Source organism: Candidatus Cloacimonadota bacterium, from assembly GCA_034722995.1.
Classification (GTDB): Bacteria; Cloacimonadota; Cloacimonadia; order JGIOTU-2; family JGIOTU-2; genus JAGMCF01.
In genome coordinates this window covers 1-21,678 of the sequence record JAYEOL010000056.1, presented here as the reverse complement: position 1 = coordinate 21,678, position 21,678 = coordinate 1, and the positions used below count along the sequence as shown (strand labels likewise).

The window sequence follows — 21,678 nt, the reverse complement described above, 5'->3', positions numbered from 1 at the left end:
TTGCTATTTTTAAAGGGATTTTTTCAACCTTCTAACTTTCAAGCACTTAGTCTGTTTGTAATTATCTCCGCTAATTTTTTTCCAGATAAGAGCATCCCGCCGAAGACAGGTCCCATTCTACACGCACCGAATGCAGCGTTTGCTGCCATTCCTACAACATATACATTTTTATAGATTTCTTTAGAATTTTCAACTACAGTTTTTTCCCCAATTTCAGCGTTCATAGACTTTTCTCCCATAATTTTTCCAGTCTTTGTAAACAATTTTCCTTGGGCTTTTCTCTCAATTATTTTTAACAGTTCAAGAGGATGTCCTGTGGCGTCTACAATTATTTTTGATTTTACTGATAAAGGGTCTACATGAAGACCTGCCATTTCCACTGGTGTCCAATTGACCACCACACCGCATACTTCATCTTTTTTTACCATAACATCTTCAACCATCATACAATTGAAGATTTTCACACCAGCCTTTGTTGCTAACGAACATATTGTTGAAATTGCTTCAATTGAGTCAGCAGTATAGTAGTCAGCATCATATTTTACAGTTTTGATGCCAAATTCCTCCAGAATTGCCTTTCCATCTTCCTGTACAACAATTTCATTAAACAGCATTCCGCCTCCCCACATTCCTCCTCCAACAGATAATTTCTTCTCGAAAACTGAAACTTTGATTCCTTTTTTCGCAAGATAATATGCAAGAGTCAATCCAGCAGGACCAGCACCTGCAATGATGACATCTTGATTTAGGTTGTTCACAAATTTTTCAGAAAATCTTTCCACAATTGCTTTTGTGATTATTTCTTCTTTTAATACCATTCTTATCCTTTCATTTGATTATATTTATTGATTTTGTTTTTAATTTTTTTGATTTCCCTTTCTGGATTTGAACTTCCAAGGATTGCTGAGATTATTGCGACTCCATTTACACCTGTTTCAAGAACACTTTTTAGATTGGAAAGATTTATTCCACCGATTGCAATAATTGGAATTTGAACTGCTTTCACGATTTTAGACAGTTTTTCAGTTCCAATTATTTGACCCGCATTCGGTTTTGTTAATGTTGGAAAAATTGGTCCCAAACCGATATAATCAGCTCCCATTTTTTCTGCAAGAAGAGATTGTTCTAAATTACCTACACTCATTCCAATTATCCTTTTGGGGAGCAGCTTTCTGGCTTCTTCATATTGAGTATCTTCCTGGCCGATATGCACGCCATCTGCATTAGAGGCGCGAGCAACTTCAACATTATCATTAACAATGAAAATCGTATCTGAATTTTCAGTAAGTTCTCTTATTTTAATTGCATTAGTAAGCATTTCTGATGCATTAGCATTTTTATCTCTATATTGAATTATTTTTAACCCAATATCAATAGCCAACCTGGTCATCTTCACAAAATCTCTTGTGAAGTTACCATCAATGATGAAGTACAATCCAAGATTTCTATTTATTTTTTTCATATTTTAAATTCAGGTTCTTTCTCTGTGTCTCTGTGGGTTTAAACAAATAAAAAAACCGAACATCTGAGATGCTCGGTGAACTTTCCTACACCGGCATTACCCGGATCAGGTTCAATGGGTATGTTCTCAGCCCTAAAGAGCACCCCAAATTTAAGACAAAAATATTTTGTTATTTTATTGTGTCAAATTTTTGTAATAGCAAACATGCTTACACCCCAAAAGATATTAAGACATTTGTATTCAATATAAGAGGATGTCGAGAGCACATAGATTTGTCTTTATTTACTTGTTTTCACAATCCTGAATACTTTTAGAAATTTTCCGTAGTCCAACACATACAGATAGATACTTTTTATCCTTAGAATTATTATTCAGTTAAAGTAAAGTGGAATGGTGGACTATATTTACTCGTATCAGCTCCTGCTATAAAGATTCTTTCTGCTTTTACTTTCCATTTGAAAGAACCGAAAATATCAAAATTCTTAGTAATGGTAGTATCAGAAGGTGTTTCTATAAAGACAATATCATTGTGAGCAAAGTGCACCTCATATTGATACGCATCAGGTAGACTTGTCCATTTGAATTCAATTGAATTTTGTACTTCACTGCTATCTGCCGGTTCCAGTAATTCTGGATATATAAATGCTTCTTCTGTTACTGTCACATCTATACTTTTAGACCCTTTGTTATCATTCAAGTCACATGCGGTTGCACGAATAGTATGGTCATTGCTATCAGACCAATAAAAGACAAACCATTCATATTCATAAGTTGTATTACCAACAGTGGAACCTACTTCAATATCGTCTATATAAAGTGTTATAGATGCAATTCCTTCATTATCAGTTGCATTCACTTTAATTGAGGTTATTGAATCAGTAATTGTCGCACCATCCTGGGGTTGACTTATAGTTACAGTGGGAGGTGTTGTATCATTGTTTGAGGAGCAATTAATTATAAATAACAAGCACAAAAATAATATTAATGATATTAATTTTTTCATTGTATCTCCTTATATTTTTATGGATTCTTTAGAAGAATTTCAATAATTCATTTATCCTTGTTTTTTATGTCAAGTAAAATAACATTATTTTCGTCATAAGCTTTTTAATTGAAAGCAAATTATATTATTCAAGTTTCGCAGAAGTGGAAATTACTGAATAAATCATACTTAACTTTTATAATATTTACTTTAAAACTTGAGCAAGGTTAAATTAATTTCTAAATCCTAATCCTCGATTAAATCGGGGATAAAATTTCAAAATCCAAATTCCTAATGATAAAAATATCCTACAATCTATAGCGTTTTCAAACAGGGGTTTTGGAACGAGAATAGCTAACATTTTTATCCTTTGACATTTTCTTTCTCACTTTTTTTTTATGTCATAGGCAGTTCAGCCTTTGGCTGATAATTCTGAAACTGCTTTAGAAATTATTCGCAACCAATGTTTTGCTTCTTTTCACGCCAAAGGCGGATCCTTCGGAAGACTCCTTTTTGCAAATACCAATTTTGTGTTCAAAATCTCTTTTTGACTCTGCATAATCTGCTTTTCATCCTGTTAGATATATCTTGAAAGGATTCTTCCTCTTGAGTTTGTTTTCTTTTTCATTTAATTTTGTGAAACAAATATTTACACATTTATCTAACGGGGCAGGTAATTGGAACCAACACTTGTACCCGCTTTAACTAATTGAGTAATTAGAGGTAGAGTTATCGGATTTTGGGGGATTTTTTTAGCAAATTCGATAATATCCTCACCGAATTTTGCAGTTCTCTCCTCTCCGCCAAAGATGAACCTACCTCTGGCAGATAAATCGAATTTCTTTTTATTTGACATTTGTCATTTGAAATTTCATTAGAAATTAGATATTCTTGCCCCGTTGGATAAGTTTTTCTATCCAACGGGGTGAATAATTAGTTATTCAAGTTTCAAAAGATGGGAATTACCGAATAAATCATATTTAACTTTTTATAATATCTCTTGCGAAACTTGAGTTATATTATATAAGCTTTAATGAGTTCCCTTACAAGAGCTGGATAACCTCTAATTGCAGTTTTAAAAAGTTGGAGAAGAGTTAACTTTTCCTTTGGAATTTCATTGAGTAAATTACATATCTCATTTAATTTATCATCAGAGAAATCAAAAAAAACTTCTTTTAGCTTATAAAAAAGCTTTTGTTGATTGCCCTTTTCTTTCATCCAGATTTTATGATATTTTTTCAAGAATTTATCTGAGAACTCGTTTTTCTTCACAGCTTCTGCTGCAACTTCACCAGCGATTTTTCCGGCTAAAAGCACATTGCTAAGTCCTCCACCTGTAACAGGATTGACCTGTCGTGCAGCGTCACCAACAAGCATAAGATTATCAGCAGTTATCTTTTTCAAGGTTACTGCTGTAGGCACACAGCCAGCAATAAAAGAAATCATTTGACAATCAGGAAATTTCTCTCCAATAAATCTATCCAAGAGTTCTTTTGCACTTTTTCCATTGCATTTATCAGGCTGAACGCCAATTCCAACATTAGCAGTATCTTCCCCTTTTGGAAAAACCCAGGCATACCCACCCGGGGCAATCTTATTCCCAAAAAAGAAATGAGAATACCTATAGTCTATTTTAATGTCTGTCATAAGATATTGTACAGATGATTCAATATCAGAAAGTTGCAGAGCGGTTTTTATCCCGGCAAGGCGACCTATTCGTGACTCTGAACCATCAGCGCCAATAACAAGATTTGTCTTCACCATTTTTTCTTTGTTGAAATGTTTGAATTTTATTCCACAAATTTTTCCGTTTTTTTTCAACAGATCAAAGGCATTAGCTTTTATAGTAATTTCTGCACCATTTTCAGTAGCTAATTTACAGATATGCGCATCAAAGAGCCTTCTTTCCAGAATCACCCCTCCGCCAATTGCAGAGGCAAGCATTGAGCAGAATTCTCCATTGGGTGCATATAATTTGGCGCCTTCAAGATGATTTGAAATCCATCTTTCCTCAAGGTCAAAAAATTTCGTTAAACTTCTAATGGAGATGCCTTCAGCACAGCGAACCGGAATTCCAACTTCCCTATCTCGCTCAAGAATCAGTACTGAAGCACCATTCCGGGCTGCAGTTAAAGCTGTCATTCCACCTGCCGGTCCACTTCCAACTACTACTATGTCGTAAAAATCTTTAATCTTCATCTGATGCCTCTTCAATAGCCGAAACTGGACACACAATAAAGCATTTTCTGCAACCACTACACAAATCTTTCAGAATCATGGCTGAAAATTCAGTTATCCTGATTGCATCGGCAGAGCAGACAGACACGCAACCGCCACATAGATCGCATTTTTCAGGAATAATTTTATATTTCATAAATTATAAGAATTGACCGCGAATGGACACGAATAAATTAAAACATTTGTATATTTGCAAAAATTTGCATTGATTAGCGATTTTAATAGGTCAATCATCAAAACTAAATTTAATATCTAAATTTTTCACAGCAACAGTCTCATCTAATTTGCCAACTGGCGTATTAAAAGGAGCGTTTTTAACTAATTCAGGATTACTTTCCGCCTCTTGCGCAATTCTTATCATTGCTTTGATAAAATTGTCCAGCGTTTCCTTGCTTTCTGTTTCTGTCGGTTCAATCATCAAAGCTTCGTGAACAATCAAAGGAAAATAAATTGTTGGAGCATGAAAGCCATAATCTAAAAGCCTTTTTGCAATATTCACCGTTTTGACACCATATTTTTTGAACCTTTCACCAGAAGCCACGAATTCATGCATAACATCGTTTTGGTAGGGGACCGGGAAATGGTTTTTTAACTTTTTCATCAAATAATTAGCGTTGATAACAGCATTTTCAGCAACTCTTCTCAATCCCTTTTCACCAAGCATTTTTAGATAGATATAAGCACGAGCCATCACCAAAAAGTTTCCATAAAATGAGTGCACTTTGCCGATTGAGTTTTTCAATTTGTAGTTAAAAAAGTATTTATCACCATCCTTTTTAATAATTGGATAAGGGAGGAAAGCAACTAATTTTTCAACAACACCTATTCCTCCCCCTCCTGGTCCTCCGCCACCATGTGGAGTAGAAAAGGTTTTATGCAGATTAAAATGCACTATATCAAAGCCAATATCTCCAGGACGAATATACCCGAGCATTGCATTGAGATTAGCGCCATCCATATACATTAATCCATCTACAGAATGAACAATTTCTGCAATCTTTTTTACATCGGTTTCAAAGATACCTAAGGTATTTGGGTTAGTCAACATAAAACCAGCAACATCTTTATCAATTACTTGTTTCAAAGCATTTATATCAACTTTTCCATCTGAACCGGATTTTAATTCCACAACTTTATAGCCATGTGAAGCAGATGTAGCAGGATTTGTGCCATGAGCGGAATCTGGCATTATAATTTTTGTTTTTTTATTCCCTTTGCTCTTGTGATAATTATAGATGATATTGACCCCAGTGAATTCACCATGTGCTCCAGCCACTGGTTGCAAAGAGACCTCAGCCATTCCTGATATTTCTGCCAACATATTTTGCAATTCGTACATAATCTGCAAAGCGCCTTGAATTGTATCTTCTGGCTGGTATGGATGCAGATTTGTAAGTCCAGGCAAAGTATTTACAATATCATTTATTTTGGGATTGTATTTCATTGTGCAGGAGCCGAGTGGATAAAAACCTTTTTCAATAAAATGGTTCTTGGCAGAAATCTCTATGTAATGCCGCATTACATCTAATTCACTCACTTCTGGCAAATTGGGAGCTTCTTTTCGTAAGATATCTTCAGAAAAAATACCTTCAATCTTTTTCTCAATCTTGCATTCAGGAAGGGAACATCCTCTCCTTCCTTTTACACTTTTTTCAAAAATTGTTTTCGTTTCCATCTTTCTCCTTAAGAAATTTTAACACAAAGAGCTCAAAGACCACAAAGTTTTTATTATAATTTTCATTTTTCATATGAGCATAGTATTTTCATTTTTCCATCTTTTAATCTTTTTTCATAATACAAAATTTATCTCTGTGTACTCCGTGTCCATTCTCCGTAGCAGTAGGACTGCTACTGCGAAGCCCGCCTGCCAAGCCTTGGCGGGCAGGGATGAACCTCAGTGGTAAGTGCTTTTATCAAATTATCCATCTCTTCTTTTGTTCGTTTCTCGGTAACAGCCATTAGAATTTGATTTTCATATCCGAAAGGGGTTATATCAACGCCAGCAAAGAAACCCTTCTTTTTCATTTCTTCAATTATGTTCTTTGGCTCTTCTTCAGTTTTTACAGCAAATTCTTTGAAGAATGCAGAACTATATGCTGGCGAGAATCCATCTAATTTACATATTTCTTCAAAAAGATAATGAGCTTTAATAGTTGATTGTGTGGCAACCTCTCGTAAGCCTTTTTTACCCATCAAAACCATATATACAGTTGCCGCTAAAGCACAGAGAGATTCGTTTGTGCAGATATTAGAGGTAGCCTTATTTCTACGAATATGCTGTTCACGAGCCTGTAATGTGAGAACATATCCCCTTCTATCATCTTTGTCATGAGTTGCACCAACAATTCTACCAGGCATTTTTCTGATTAAATTCTTTTTTGCTGCGAAAAATCCGAAAAGTGGTCCACCAAAATTCTGCATATTTCCTAAAACCTGTCCTTCACCAATAACAATATCTGCGTTGTATTCTGATGGAGCATGGAATAACATAAGTGAAATAGGGTCAACTGATGCTATTAGTAAACAATTCTTATAAGAATGGACAATTGTCTCAATAGATTTCATATCTTCAATACAGCCCAGAAAATTTGGGGTTTGGATAAACACAGCAGAAATAGAGTCGTCCATCTGGCTTTTTAATTCTTGAATATTGATTTTTCCATCTTTCTGTTGAATGTAGACCAATTCTACTTCTAACGATGATGTATAAGTTTTGATTACTTCTTTATAAGAGGGGTGAATAAGACTGGAAATGAGAATTTTTTTACAGCGTGTATGACGAATTGCCATCAAAATTGCCTCTGCAGCCGCGGTTGCTCCATCATACATTGAGGCATTTGCACATTCCATTCCTGTTAGTTCGCATATCATTGTTTGAAATTCATAAATGAATTGAAGGGTTCCTTGACTTACTTCTGCTTGATAAGGCGTATAAGCAGAATAGAACTCTGGACGCCCGATAATATAATTTACTGCAGCAGGCACAAAATGGTCATAAATACCAGCACCCAAAAAAGAAACCATCTGATTTGTATTGATGTTTTTCTCAGAAAGATTAGTAATATGTTTTGCTATCTCCATTTCGGACATTGGATTTAATAAGTTCAATTTTCCTTTTATAAATAAGTCCTTTGGAATTCCGTTCAGCAATTCTTCAAAACTATCTACTCCAATTTCTTGAAGCATCTGTTTTCTTTGTTCATCTGTATTTGAAATGAATGGCATTAGTGCTCCTATCCGCCAGCTGGCGGATTTGCCACTAACTAACACGAACAAACACTAACTTTTTTCTTTATTTATCTTGATGCATCGGGAGATGCGTGATAGTTCGTGCTTGCCCTGTTAGATGCTCTTGTCCCGGTAGATACTCGCTATCTAATGAGATGTTATCTAACAGGGTGATTTCATGGCTCATTTATTTTCCTGAATAGATTTTGTGAGAATTTGTATTTTGTTTGTTAATGGTGTCAAATTTTTTATCCATAACTGAAGGAAAACAGTAATGACAAATTTCTTTTATTTCAGACTCATTCTGTAAAATATGATAAGTCGTAAAGCACTCGCATCTTACTAATTATCATCTTAAGTTAGCGTCAGTAAATCTATTGAGATTACTTTTCAGCATTTATTCATCATCTTGATTTTCATCATTTGATAAAGGCAATGCAATAAAGAAAGTTGAACCTTCTCCTTTTACACTTTCAGCCCATATTTTGCCACCAAATAGTCCTACTATTGATTTTGTTACAGGAAGTCCTAAGCCCAATCCAGAGGATTTGAATTCTGTCAATCCAGAGTGATGAGCTTTAATATCAGCAACTTCATAAAATTCCTTGAAAATATTTTTTAATTCATAGAATGGAATTCCGATTCCATTATCCTGAACATAGATTATAAGAGAATCTTTGTTATTGATTTTTTCATTTTTGAATTTAGATGTTCTTGCACCTATGATTATCTCTCCATAATCATCAGTAAACTTAATAGCATTAAGGACGAGATTTTTTACTGCATTTATCAAACATATTCTCTCAGCATACACAGGTTTAATATCTTTTGCAATTTTCAAAGTCAATTTCTGCTTTCGTCTGTCAGATAAAACTTTTATTTCATCATAAACGATTTTCAAAATATCTTTTATATCAAGCGATTCTTTTTCTAATTTAGAGGTACTTTTTTCGAGCACATTCATCTGTAAAGTATTATTAATTGAGTGAATCAATCTATTTATATTATTTTCCATAATTCTTAAGGTATTTGCTTTTATTTTAGGTGAGATATCTTCATCTTTAAGAATACCAAGATATCCTTTCAATATTTGAATTGGTGTATTGAATTCATGCGATGAGATGTTTATAAAATCAGCTCTTTCCTGGTCAACTTTAAGTAATTCTTCATTTGCTTTGCATAACTTTCTATAATCTAATGAATTTTTTATTGAAGTCTCTATGGCTAACAGGAAAATCTCTAATAATTTTTCATTAAATTTCAATGTTATTTGTTTACTGCCAAGATTATCTAAGTATAAGAATCCAAAGATAGATTTATTCTCCTTTATAGGTGCACAATATATTGAACAGGATTTAGTCGGTGGTACGGAACGCACACCGTAGTTTTTTGTAATACCAAAGTCAGTGTAACTTGCTTTTTGTCCAGCAGTTGTATATGTAAAAGGCATTCCAGCATCATACACATCTTTTAATATCTCCTTATTTATTTCTAAATTAGTTTTTTCAATTCTTTCACCTGATTTAAGGAATGCTGCATTGAACATAAAGTTATTATTTTCATCAAGAGCAATAAAAAAGCCTCGTTCCGCTCCAGTAAATTGCAAAGCACTTAAAGTTATTTGGTTCTCAAGCTCTTCTAAGTCCATAATTTGTAAGATATCTCTACTAATAGTAAGAAGGTTTGCGAGTTGTTTGCTTTGTTCTAAAATTTCATTATACTCTTCAATTTTTTTCAATATAATTGTAAGATAGAAACTTGAGAGTTTAATTGTTAATTTTTCAGTTTTTGTAAAAGGCATCTCACCATTATCAGATAAAATAATCATTCCTACTATTTCATTTTTAATCATAAGTGGAGTTAAGCAATAATGAATCTTTCCCACTTTATAATATTCTTGCTTCATCTCCTCTCTTAATTTTTCAAGATATGGTTGATGGTCACTTTCCAAAGACTTTCTGGAAAAACCAATGTTTAACCAGAATTCTCCAACCGTTTTTTTCTCCTCATAAAGCAGAATAGCGAATCTTTTGATACCCAATATTTCCTTTATATACTTTTCCAAATAAAACTTTATTTGTTCTAAACTAGTAAGGTGTAATAAATCAAGAAATTTATGTTGAAGCCTTGTAGCAGAGATATGAGTACGAGGGATAATCAATTCTCTTATTTTTCTATTTGATTCTGCAAGAGAATAATTAAAATTCTCCTTAAATAATTGTTGGTCTTTTTTATCTAACCCTCTTGTTAGCAGTGTGATTTGGTGTAAATATTTTCTTTTATAGATTTTCTCAAATTTATATGAGTGCAAGACCCTATAAATTAACATAATAAATAATTGGCTTTCACATATTAATGTCCAGTCCTTCATTTCTTTAGCAATTTTTTCAGCTAACAGTAGATTATTTAGGATAGTTCGCAAATGAATATTTTTATTTTTAAGAAGGATTTTGGATTGTAAAACTCTAGCCTTATTTTGCCAGCGAGCAAAACTATTTTTAGAAGCAATAGATTCCGCCAGGTCACAATAGATTTTTGCTTTATTAATATCTCCTTTCCTATAATATGAATCGGATATATTAAAGTTGTTAATCATAAGAGCATATTCATTCTCATTAGTTTTAGAAATTGTTGCAGCTTTTTTAAAATAATTTATTGAAGCCATAATATTACCTTTGGACCTTTCAACGCAACCATAAGCCTGTAGTATAAATTCTTTTTCTAAGTTATAATCCACTTGTTGATTTTCAATTTGTTGGAGAATGTTTTCAATGTGTTCTTCTTTTCCGGTCTGAACAAGATAAAATATATAGTTTTTAAGAAATGAATTAATTGATGTTATTTTATCATTTTTGAAGTATTCAGGATAATTTTTGTGCAGGAAGTTCATAAAAGCTATGGGCGAAGAAATTTTAAGTTTTAGAAAGGAATATCTACAAAGAATTTCTTTTTCTAATTTACTATCTTTTATCCCATGCGCAACTTTCAAAGCATTTTTGAAATATTTATTTGATTCGCGAAATTTTCCTAATTTGTAATTAGTTCGTGCAAGAATAAGATTTACCTCACCAATACCTGGAAGATATTGCAAGGTTTCATAATTATGCAAAGCTTTCTTACTTTTTTCTATGCCTTTGTTGAGATTTCCTTTCTTAAGGTCAACCATGTTCCAGGAAGAGTATATATTTCCAAGATTAAAAATATCCCCTTCACTCTTGCTTATACCTGTAGCTTTTTCATAATAGTGAATGGCTTTTGGTAATATATTTTGAATATTGTAATTATCGCCTATAAGTTTACAAATTCTTCCAAGCTGAAATGGCATTGATGCTTTTTGTGAGATTTTTTCTGCTATTTTTAAATTATCTATAGCTTCTTTATACTTTGTAGAGGTATATTGATACTTAGCTTTCTGAGTAAGAAAATCAATCTTCTGTCTTGGAGAAAGATTGTCTAAACTGATTTTTTGCATAAGTTCAGCTGATTGTTCAGTTGAATAATCAGCAGAGGATGTATAGATTTCTATCTTGGATATTAAAATATCATTAATTTCATCTGGCAATGCAACCTTTTCTGCAGATTCTAATGTTTTTAGTGCTTGATTATATTTATTGCATTTTGAAAGCAATTTACTATAAAGCCATAAAATTTTAAAATTCCCAGCTATTGACTTCTGCCAGAATTGATAAGATTTTATTGCTATCTCACATTTTTCAAGGATAATACTGATTTTCATTAGAAATGTAATACATTCTTTTATTTTTGTGTTTAGTTTTTTAGTGTTTATTTTCTCTAAATTTTTAACAGCAGATAAGCATGAATCCCAGGAATTTAGAAAGTCTTTTTTATCAAAGAAATACTTGGTTTTTGCCATTTGATAGTCAATGATTGAATCATAATCTTTTATAACATCACAGTGATAGATTATACCATCCATAATAGAAGGTTTTGTTACCTTTTTATCTTTGAAATAATTAACGGTTTTTTTGGAAATGGATTTTTTTTCTATTAGGGATGTCTTATTTAGCAAGATATCTCTAATTGCAGGATAAACAAATTTATAATATCCTTCTTTAACATAATTTTCATCTTTGACTAAAATTTCAAGATTTTCACATTGCTGGAGGAAAAAGAAGAGCGCTTTTGATGTATCAAAATTAAGTATGTATCTAATTATTCCTGTTGAAAGTGGGACTTGTAGAGTAGCTAATTTTGATAGTAGGGTACTAATCTTTTTAGGGGTTATTTTTAGTTTTGATTGTATTAAAGTTTTAATATTAGAAGGCAGCTCTACTTTTTTGATATCTATATCAAAATTCCATTCATTACTTTTGTTAATAATTATTCTGTTTTCAACGAGTGAAATTAAAAGATTTTTTATAAATGTTTGATTTCCATTTGAGAGATGATAAATCTGATTCAAAAAATTTTGCGGATAATCTAATTCAAGTAAGTATTTTAGATATTCATTTGTTTCAGCTTTTGAAAGGAACGGCATATTAATTTGTTCGGCATTTTCTATTCTATCAACTAATGAAGTATTATATGTACTAACAGCAATCAAAATTGGATAATAATAAATATCCTTTGAAAGAAATTCAAGAAAGTCCATTGTATCTTTCTCTGCCATATCAATGTCAATGACGAAAAAAATAATTGGCTTTATTTTTGAGAATGAATAGATATAATCTTTAACTAAAGTGAAATCTTTTATCAAATCAGTCTCATTTTCTAAGATTTTTAGAGATTTTTTTTCTGACCTGAACAGGAATTCGCTAAATTTTTTTGATGCTTTATCTTCAAATTTTTGTCTGTCTTTCTCATTCTGGGAGAGATATATTTCTTTGCTTAAAAGAAAAAATGGGTCACGATGATATTTATTGCAGATATAATAGAAAGTATAACAATCTTCGGAAAGCAAATGCCATTTTAAATAACGCAATGATTCCTTTTTTCCAATACCCTTTTCGCCTGTAATAAAGATTATCTTACCATTTCCAGCTGAAGCTTCATCAACATAATCTTTCAATAACATAATTCTTTTTTTATTGTATTTTATTGATTTAGATTCAATTTGCTTGGCAATAGATGGTTCTAAGGAAATTGGGAATTTCTTTTCCTGGGTTTTATTGATATATTTAATAATTTCAAAGGCGTCATTAACTCTCAAATCAGGATTAACTTCAATTAGCTGAAAAATTAAATCTTCCAATTTTGGATCTACAGCGGGATTTATTTTGCTCGGGAATTGCGGAATAATATTAGGGAAATTTTTTTCAGCCATTAATTTGATTTCTTCCAGAGAGAAAGGGAATGTACCAACTCCTAAATAATAAAGAATTATACCCAGAGCATAAAAATCACTTTTTGTAGAAAATGGATTTCCTTGTAGTAGTTCTGGAGATAAATATTGTTGAGCTACTGCTTCTCCTTCAGTGTAGGTCTCAGTTTGTGATATAATTTTGTTAAAACCGAAATCCAAAACTTTTATCGTGAGTTCTCCATTAACTCTTTTGAAAAGAATATTCTCAAGTTTTAAGTCTTTATGTATAATATTATGGGAATGGAGATAGCCAAGTGCATAACAGATTTGAGTAGTAATTTGAAAGAAATCCTGTTTATTTTTATCATTTAATCTGAAGTTTTGAAGATTTTCACCTTCAAAATATTCAGAAATACAATATAAATTGTTTTGATAAACTCCATAATCATATATTTTAATAAGATTTGGGTGAGATAATTTTGTAATATCATTCATTATTTCAGGATTCAATTTTTCACGAATATCTTCAATAGGAATTTTATCAAAGATTTTTATAGCAAAAGCTTTTTTAGTAGCAATATCTTCTATCTTATATACAGACCCGAAATTTCCTTCTCCAACTTTTTCTTTTATCTTATAATGCAAGGCTATTAAAGACATAGTTCTCCTTTATTTTTCAAAAATATAAAATTAATGCTAAAAAACTTTTTTATGAGATAATTCTGAAATTCTTGACAATTTATTATTTAAAAATATCTAAAAATATATTTTATGTCAATAATTAAATTAAATAAAATTTTAAATAGATATAATTTTTACAATTATATTTAGAAGACAGAAAGGATGAAAATATTGTTTCTGGAGAATCAATGAAGATAGTTGATATTCTAATAAAAAATGGGCTTATTGTTACAGTTGATAAACATTTGAAGATTATTGAAAATGGTGCTATTGCAATCAATGATGGGAGCATTATTGATATTGATTTAACAAAAGTCATTGAGCAAAAGTATGATTCAGATAAAATTATCAATGCCACTTCAAAAATTGTGATGCCAGGATTTATAAATGCACACACACATGCTGGAATGACATATTTTCGCGGATTGGCTGATGACCTTTCATTAGATAAATGGTTAAATGACTACATCTGGCCTTCGGAAGCAAAATTTTTATCCGAGGAATTTATATATAATTCTGTGTTGCATAGTGCGGCTGAGATGGTTAAAAATGGAATAGTCCTGTTTAATGATATGTATTTTTTTGGAAAGCAATGTGGTGAGGCTGCTTCAAAGGTAGGTATGCGTGCTATTATCGGAGAAGTTGTTCTGGATTTTCCTGTTGCCAATTGCACCAATCCAAAACAAATTATTGACTATTCAGCTAAGCAACATAAAGAATTTGAAAATAATGAGTTAATTGATTATGCAATTGCTCCTCATTCAATTTATGCCTGTTGCAAAGAAACGCTTAAGCTTTCTGCAAAAACAGCAAGAAAAAATAATATGCTTTTACATATACATATTTCAGAAACGGAAAAAGAAGTTGAGAATTGTATAAAGCAAAATGGCAAACCTCCGATTGAATATCTTCAGGATATAGGATTTTTAGGTGAGGATAATATTGGGGCTCATGGGATTTGGGTAAGTGATAATGAAATGAAATTGTTGTGTGAAAAAGGTGTTAGCATTTCAATAACTACAGAAAGTGATTTAAAATTGGCTTCCGGTTTTGCTCCTATGAAAAGATATTTGGAAAATGGGATAAATGTTTGTTTGGGAACCGATGGTGTTGCAAGTAATAATAATTTAAGTATATTAGAAGAAATGGATTTTACTGCAAAGTTGCATAAGGCTTATAATCAAGACCCAACTTTTTTACCGGCTATTGAAGTTGTTAAAATGGGAACAATCAATTCAGCAAAAGCATTTAAAAAAGATTCAGAAATAGGTTCTCTAAAAATTAGCAAAAAAGCAGATATTATTTTGATTGATAAGAACCAATTGGACACTGTTCCAATGTATAATGTTTATTCTCATTTAGTATATACAATATCAAGCGAACATGTTAAGGATGTGATTATTAATGGGAAAATTGTTATGGAAAATAGAGAACTTGTTAATGTTGATGAGGATGAATTAATTGATCGTGCAAAATTTTATAGAAAAAAGATACTAAAAGATTTTGGACATTAAAATAATTTTCATAATAAATAATAAATTTTGAATAATAGTTATTGACAAAATAAAAGAAATTTCAAAAATTTACCAAAATGAAGAATCTTAAATATATTTCAGAAATTATGCTTATTAATTGAAAGGTTAATATGAAAATAATAACGCTTTTAATGTTAGTTTTATTTTTAGTGCAACCACTTTTTGCAATTCATAATGATGCAGGAACATCTGTATTTAATTTTCTTAAGATACCTATTGGACCTCGTGGCTCAGCTATGGCGAATGCATTTTATGGATTATCAAATGATGAGTTAGCACCCTTCTGGAATCCAGCAGGTTTACCACAAGTAAAAAACAAGAAATTAGGGATTACTTATCTTAATTATTTTGCAGGATTTAATGGAGGTGCAGCAAGCTTTGTATTGCCCATTTCAGATAAATCCACAATAGCGATTTTTTCCAAATTCGCTGGTATTGGCAATATTCCAAAAACTGGCATAGATGACGACAACGAACTTATCCCGCTTGGCACTTTTGGTTCCTCTGATGTGTTGCTCGGTTTTTCTTATGCAAAAGTCCTATCAGAAATTTTGAACTGGGGAATTAATATAAAATTTATATCTGAGACTATTGATGAATATTCATCTCAAGCAATAGCTGGTGATATTTCCATATTACACCAAACAACAAATCCAAGATTGAAATTAGGAGTTGTAGCAAAAAATCTCGGCAAGCAAATATCACAGTTTGATTCTGAGAAAGAAGATTTACCAATCTATTTTGCTGCTGGTTTTGCATATTATCTTAATAATGGATTTCTTACATTGGATATTAACAAACCGATGGACAATGATTTTTACGGCACTATTGGGTATGAAACAAACCTCCGTAGTAATCTAAAATTAAGATGTGGATATCGGACTAATGCAACTGATTGGCATGTAGGTTCTAACATAGATTTTTTATCTGGAATCTCAGCAGGATTTGGCTTTAAATGGAAAGAATATAATTTTGATTATGCAATTAATTCTTTTGGGGAATTAGGCTTTATTCATCAGCTTTCTGTGGGATATAATTTTTAGTTGACGAATTTAAAAAAGAGATTAACAACTGAAATCCGAAGGATTTTCCTTTGGTGAGCAGGTACTTCTGATAAATAAGCTAATGCCATAAATAGGCGAACCCCATAATTCTTTTGTGAGGTTCATAAAAAATGTTTACCCCGTTAGATGTCTGTTATTCATTAACCTTTTTTGCTATGGGATAACATTCTATATCCAAAGGGGTAAACATCACCCAAAGATATCGGAGATATCTAACAGGGTTAATTTAATTGATAGGCATCTGTCCAATACATTAAGACAAAAAATTTATATTAACCAAAAGGGATTTACGATAAAAAATTAGTTTATGCTGTTAGATAACTTTTTTCTAATGGAGTTTAAAAAAACAAAAATATTGAAGGAAAAATGAAAAAGATAATAAACATACTAATATTCACACTTATCCTTACAAGTGTAAGTTTTGCAGGGATGATAACAAGAACCTATTATTTTGATGAACCATTATTAACTCCTGATAGTATTTATACCCGAATAGAAATTACCGATGGAGTTGTAGTAGGAACTCCCGGATATCCTGCACTTCCATATAGAGGTATAAGTTTATTGATTCCACAGAATGAAAATATAACAAATGTTCTTATTGAAAAAGGTAACGAAATTGATTTGGGTGAACACATTGTATATCCGATCCAACGGTCAGTACCTATTAGTGACACAAGTGGATATGAGTTTACTGAACCTGATCCTGATATTTATGGGAGTTCAGAACCATTTCCTGCAAAGCAGAATACAGATTTTAGTACTCATTACCTTGCTGGGTATTCAATTGGGTTTTTGTCAATTACACCTTTTACTTACATTCCTGTAACAGGTGAGTTATCATATTTTGAGGAAATAACTGTTATTGTGGAAACAGAATATAGCGATGCTGCTGCGACTGCTGCTGATAAGTTCTTATGTGAGAATCCAGAGATTGAAAAACGACTCAAAATACTTGTAGAGAATTATGATGATAAAGATGCATTCTACAATATAACCAAAGAGAGACCTGATAGGGCTTATGACTACATAATAGTAACATCAGAAGAATATGCTGATGATTTCCAGCCATTAGCAGATTTTCATGAACAAAGAGGCTATCAAACAAAAATTACACTAATTCGAGATATTCTATCTTCCTATAGTGGTGTGGATGATGCAGATAGGCTAAGAAACTATTTCAAAGATGAGTACGCTCAGAATCCTTTTCAATTTGTACTGCTCGGTGGCGACACAGATATAATGCCATATCGTGGCTTATATGGTAATGTTTGGGGAGTCTGGGTTGATTACAATATACCTAGTGATATGTACTTTGCATGTCTGGATAGTACGGACGCACCAGGTGGTGGCCCAGACTGGAATAATGATAATGATGATATGTGGGGTGAGCCCAATGAAGCAGACCTTCTTGCAGAATTTTATATTGGAAGGATTTGTGTAAATAATTCTACAGAGATATCTAATTTCATAAACAAGACCGTTACTTATTTAGAAATACCTGTGGCATACAAACTGCAAAGCGCTTTATTGATCGGTGAAAATCTTTATTGGGAGGTATTTGCTGGCGATTACATGGATGAATTGATAGGTGAGTGTGACTCGAGCGACTATACAACAATTGGTATACCTATTTATTGGGATATTACAAAACTTTATTTCAAGATTGAGCCATGGGGCCCCGAGCACTTGTTTTCACTTCTTAGTAACGGACCTAATCTTGTTAATCATCTAGGTCATGGTTACGTGAATAAATGCCTGGGTATTTATAATACTGACTTAATTCCTTCTAATATAACAAATAACGGTACCAGGCATAACTTCTTTAACGGCTACTCTCAGGCTTGTTATTCGGGCTCTTTTGATAACCGTACTTCTAATATGAATTATGTTGATGATTGCTTTGTTGAGAAGATAACGACTATGGAAACTGCTGCATCTACTTTTATAGCTAATTCTCGTTATGGATGGGGACAACCTGGTGGAACAAATGGTCCTTCACAGGTATTTCATAGGAAGTATATAGATGCTATTTTCGGTAATGGAATTTATGGAGTTTGTGCAGCAAACCAATATTCAAAAGAACATTCAATCTCTTTTATTGATACCTCTTATGCACATAGATGGTGCTGTTATGAATTGAATGTTTTTGGAGACCCTGCTTTAGAACTCTGGACTGATTTTCCGGATACTATCTCAGCTATATACAATGATGTACTATTCATAGGACAGGAAAGTTTTGAAATTCCTTGGACTAATTGCGACACAGGTAGGGTTGCACTTCATTTTAACAATGAAATCATTGCCAAAGGTGATTTGGCTGGATGTTCAGCAGAACTTAACATCTTTAATCCTCCTGATGATACCGGAACGGCCACCTTATCTATCTGGTCTCATAATTATTATTTCTATGAAGATGAAATACCTGTGATTCATTTTACTTATGCTGTAATAGAACCTGAGTCAATCCCTATAAATGAACAAACAGAAGTTACAGTTACGGTTTTCCAAGATGTTAGAGGAACCCCGCTTCCTGATGTTAATGTAGAAGCATATGGTCCCGGAGTATTTGGTGACACATTGGGAATAACTGATGAAAACGGCATTTGTGTTCTTAATTTTGGTGCAGAATATGGCGGAGATAAATTTGTCAGAATCAGAGGTTGGAAACCTGGAGAGGCATATTACCTTTTTGATGAGGCTATATCTGTTATAAATGGTTTGGACCTGACAAATCCTGATTTAACAGTAACAACTGAGTTCGGTTTAAGTGATACATTTGCAATGAACCTTTCTGGCATCTTACATTATACTGTTGAAGAAGAGGGTTGTATGCTTTGGGCAAAGGTGAATAAAAATGATTGGCAAAGCACAACAGAAGATAGTATGGAAATTATTCCGGAAGAGCTGGGCAAAGTAACTGGAATGATTACTAAAACAAATTACAATATCTACTCAGCAGAATTTCCTATTATAGAAGCTTATGGCACTGTGTCAGGAATAGTGACTGATACAAACAGCGTTGGAGTGGGAGATGCCCGGGTTAAAGTATTCACTACGGAATGGGATCCAGTGATTATCGTTATTACAAATGATGATGGCCAAGATATCGGTCAATATGAATCCAATATATCAATATTAGTAGGAGAATATAACTTTATAGTAGAAAAATATGGTTATGAGCCTTATGAAGAGCCTTATTTTGTAGAATATGGTGAAAATATAATTGATATAGAAATTGAACCTGCAGACACTCATACCGTGACTGGCATTATTCTCTTTGAAAATGGCGAACCAAGTATCGCAAATGTTAAAATATACACAAACGATAATCACGATTTAATAGACAGTCTTGAGTCTAACCCAAATGGCACTTTCACTATAGAGCTTTTAAGCTATACTTACTTATTTGTTATAAAAGCACAGGACTATGAAGTACTTGATACAGTGGTTGTGGTTGAAGAGGATATGACGATACTTTTTGAACTTGAACCCCATGATTATGTTAAAGAAGTTCCTGGTGAATATCCTGGTATACAGGATGCGATAAATAATAGTTTTTGTGTTGACGGTGATACAATTTTGGTTTATCCTGGAACTTATTACGAAAATGTAAATTTTAATGGGAAAAATATTACACTTACCAGTCTGTTCCTTACAACTCAAGATTATTCCTACATTGACTCAACTATAATTAATGGCAATCAAGATGGTAGTGTTATAAGATTTTCTCTTGGAGAAGATACCACAGCTATTTTGTGTGGATTTACCATTACTAATGGATATGCTGAAAGAGGTGGAGGTCTCTACTGCAGTAGTTCGAATCCAAGTTTAAACAATCTTATCATTATTGGAAATACTGCTAGTTCTGGTGCTGGGATTTACTGTAGTGGTTCAAGTCCGAGTTTAAATAATGTGACCATCAGTAATAATATTGCGAACGATTCTGGTGGAGGAATAAATATTTGTGAATCCAGTCCAAATTTAGTTAATTGTATCTTATGGAACAATACTCCTCAAGAAATTTATTTAGATACATACAGTTCTGTTACAGTAACTTATTCAGATATTCAAGTAGGATGGGATGGTGATGGCAACATATCTGATAACCCATGCTTTGCAGATACTGCCAGTGGCGACTACTCATTAACCTGGAATGATTCTGTCCGCAGTGCCTGTATAGACACAGGGGACCCAGAGACCGAATGGGATGAAGATAATACCCTACCTGATATGGGCGCTATCCCTGCAACAACCCACAATTATGATTACAGAACCCTCTATGAAGACTGGAACTGGTTCTCATTTCCTGTTCGGGATACAGTAACAATAGGAAATGTGGATGCCTTAGAAATACTGGATCCAATACTGGATAATATGGAAGAAGTTATCGGGCTAAATGAAGTTAACCAATTCGTAAGGATTTATTGGAACCCTGATAGTATGGCATGGGAAAATGAAATAGGAGATTTTCGGAGTGTAGATGGTTATAAGATAGAGATGAATGCACCTGACACTTTGCCAATTTCAGGTTTTCTTGAAGACCCTGATGCAGTAATAACAATGGAAGCAGAGGCAGAATATGGAAATTGGATTGGCTATTTTATTGAGCATAGTATGAAACCTCAGGATGCTTTTTCACAGGTATGGGATAAGCTTACTTATATTAAGGCACAAAATTGGACTATTCTATTTGATAAACAACAACAAGCTCAACCACCGGCTGTTTGTCCTACTGTTGACTATGGAAAATCTTATGTAGTGGGTGTATCAGAGGATTGCAGTTTTACCTGGGGGCTTCCTTTAGCACCTGCTGAACCTTACGAGAAACCAGAAACAGTAGTATTTGGTTATCAGGAAAACTCAGACTATATGCCGATATTTGTTGATAGTACGGAAGCTGTTACCGGTATAGATGAGATAGGTGTGTTCCTTGGAGATGAATGCGTTGGAGCCAGTGTAGTGGAAGGGTATCCAGTATTTATCCCCGCATACATAGAAGAAGATTCTACAGGAAATAAAGACTTTAATGAACTAACTTTTCAAATAGCAACTTATGGTAAAGGTGGAAAAAGAAGCATCCCTGCTTTTGTGTATAATGAAATGAAAGATGCTTTTGTAAAAGAGCCAATCATTCTTGATAATAAAAGCTATGCTATTGTAAGATTAGGCACAGGAGCAGGAATTGAATTCCCGAAAGAATTTACCCTCTATCAGAACTATCC

At 32.9% G+C, this 21,678-nt stretch carries 13 protein-coding genes and 1 riboswitch; of the genes, 3 read left to right on the top strand and 10 right to left on the bottom strand.

From position 1 onward, the window contains the following. Positions 1 to 38 precede the first annotated feature (38 nt). The 10 genes from U9R23_06695 to U9R23_06650 all read right to left on the bottom strand — a co-directional run bounded on the left by U9R23_06695 (position 39) and on the right by U9R23_06650 (position 13,833). Complete coding sequence (locus tag U9R23_06695; GenBank protein ID MEA3476107.1) at positions 39 to 818, bottom strand: sulfide-dependent adenosine diphosphate thiazole synthase; 780 nt, start codon at positions 816 to 818, stop codon at positions 39 to 41. Between the two features lie 2 nt (positions 819 to 820). Next, on the bottom strand, positions 821 to 1,462 hold the full coding sequence (gene thiE, locus U9R23_06690; GenBank protein MEA3476106.1) for a thiamine phosphate synthase: 642 nt from the start codon (positions 1,460 to 1,462) through the stop codon (positions 821 to 823). A 65-nt stretch (positions 1,463 to 1,527) separates the two neighbouring features. Further along, positions 1,528 to 1,619, bottom strand: a riboswitch (TPP riboswitch). Positions 1,620 to 1,829: 210 nt separating this feature from the next. After that, positions 1,830 to 2,465 carry an Ig-like domain-containing protein gene (locus U9R23_06685; GenBank protein ID MEA3476105.1) on the bottom strand — a complete coding sequence of 212 codons (636 nt, stop codon included), beginning with the start codon at positions 2,463 to 2,465 and terminating at the stop codon, positions 1,830 to 1,832. 640 nt (positions 2,466 to 3,105) lie between these two features. Beyond that, entirely contained in the window at positions 3,106 to 3,300 is a 195-nt protein-coding gene (locus U9R23_06680; protein MEA3476104.1) for a hypothetical protein, read from the bottom strand. A 158-nt stretch (positions 3,301 to 3,458) separates the two neighbouring features. Then, positions 3,459 to 4,643, bottom strand: coding sequence for an NAD(P)/FAD-dependent oxidoreductase (locus tag U9R23_06675; GenBank protein MEA3476103.1), 1,185 nt, complete (start codon positions 4,641 to 4,643; stop codon positions 3,459 to 3,461). Next, positions 4,633 to 4,818 carry a 4Fe-4S binding protein gene (locus U9R23_06670; GenBank protein MEA3476102.1) on the bottom strand — a complete coding sequence of 62 codons (186 nt, stop codon included), beginning with the start codon at positions 4,816 to 4,818 and terminating at the stop codon, positions 4,633 to 4,635. The genes U9R23_06675 and U9R23_06670 overlap by 11 nt, the downstream gene beginning before the upstream one ends. A 90-nt stretch (positions 4,819 to 4,908) precedes the next feature. Beyond that, positions 4,909 to 6,357: an aminomethyl-transferring glycine dehydrogenase subunit GcvPB gene (gene gcvPB / locus U9R23_06665; protein MEA3476101.1), complete on the bottom strand. Its 1,449-nt coding sequence runs from the start codon at positions 6,355 to 6,357 to the stop codon at positions 4,909 to 4,911. 173 nt (positions 6,358 to 6,530) lie between these two features. Then, positions 6,531 to 7,907 (bottom strand): aminomethyl-transferring glycine dehydrogenase subunit GcvPA, encoded by a 1,377-nt coding sequence (gene gcvPA / locus U9R23_06660; GenBank protein MEA3476100.1) that lies wholly within the window; start codon positions 7,905 to 7,907, stop codon positions 6,531 to 6,533. A gap of 67 nt (positions 7,908 to 7,974) precedes the next feature. Continuing rightward, positions 7,975 to 8,097, bottom strand: coding sequence for a hypothetical protein (locus U9R23_06655; GenBank protein MEA3476099.1), 123 nt, complete (start codon positions 8,095 to 8,097; stop codon positions 7,975 to 7,977). 210 nt (positions 8,098 to 8,307) lie between these two features. Further along, positions 8,308 to 13,833, bottom strand: coding sequence for a protein kinase (locus U9R23_06650; GenBank protein MEA3476098.1), 5,526 nt, complete (start codon positions 13,831 to 13,833; stop codon positions 8,308 to 8,310). A gap of 209 nt (positions 13,834 to 14,042) precedes the next feature. Between U9R23_06650 and U9R23_06645 the strand changes: the two genes are divergently transcribed. The 3 genes from U9R23_06645 to U9R23_06635 form a co-directional block, all read left to right on the top strand. After that, positions 14,043 to 15,368 carry an amidohydrolase gene (locus tag U9R23_06645; protein ID MEA3476097.1) on the top strand — a complete coding sequence of 442 codons (1,326 nt, stop codon included), beginning with the start codon at positions 14,043 to 14,045 and terminating at the stop codon, positions 15,366 to 15,368. A 152-nt stretch (positions 15,369 to 15,520) separates the two neighbouring features. After that, a complete protein-coding gene (locus tag U9R23_06640; GenBank protein ID MEA3476096.1) occupies positions 15,521 to 16,432 on the top strand; it encodes a PorV/PorQ family protein in 912 nt (303 codons plus the stop codon). Positions 16,433 to 16,819: 387 nt separating this feature from the next. After that, positions 16,820 to 21,678, top strand: a 4,859-nt coding sequence (locus tag U9R23_06635; protein MEA3476095.1) for a C25 family cysteine peptidase, incomplete at its 3' end; no start/stop codon positions are given.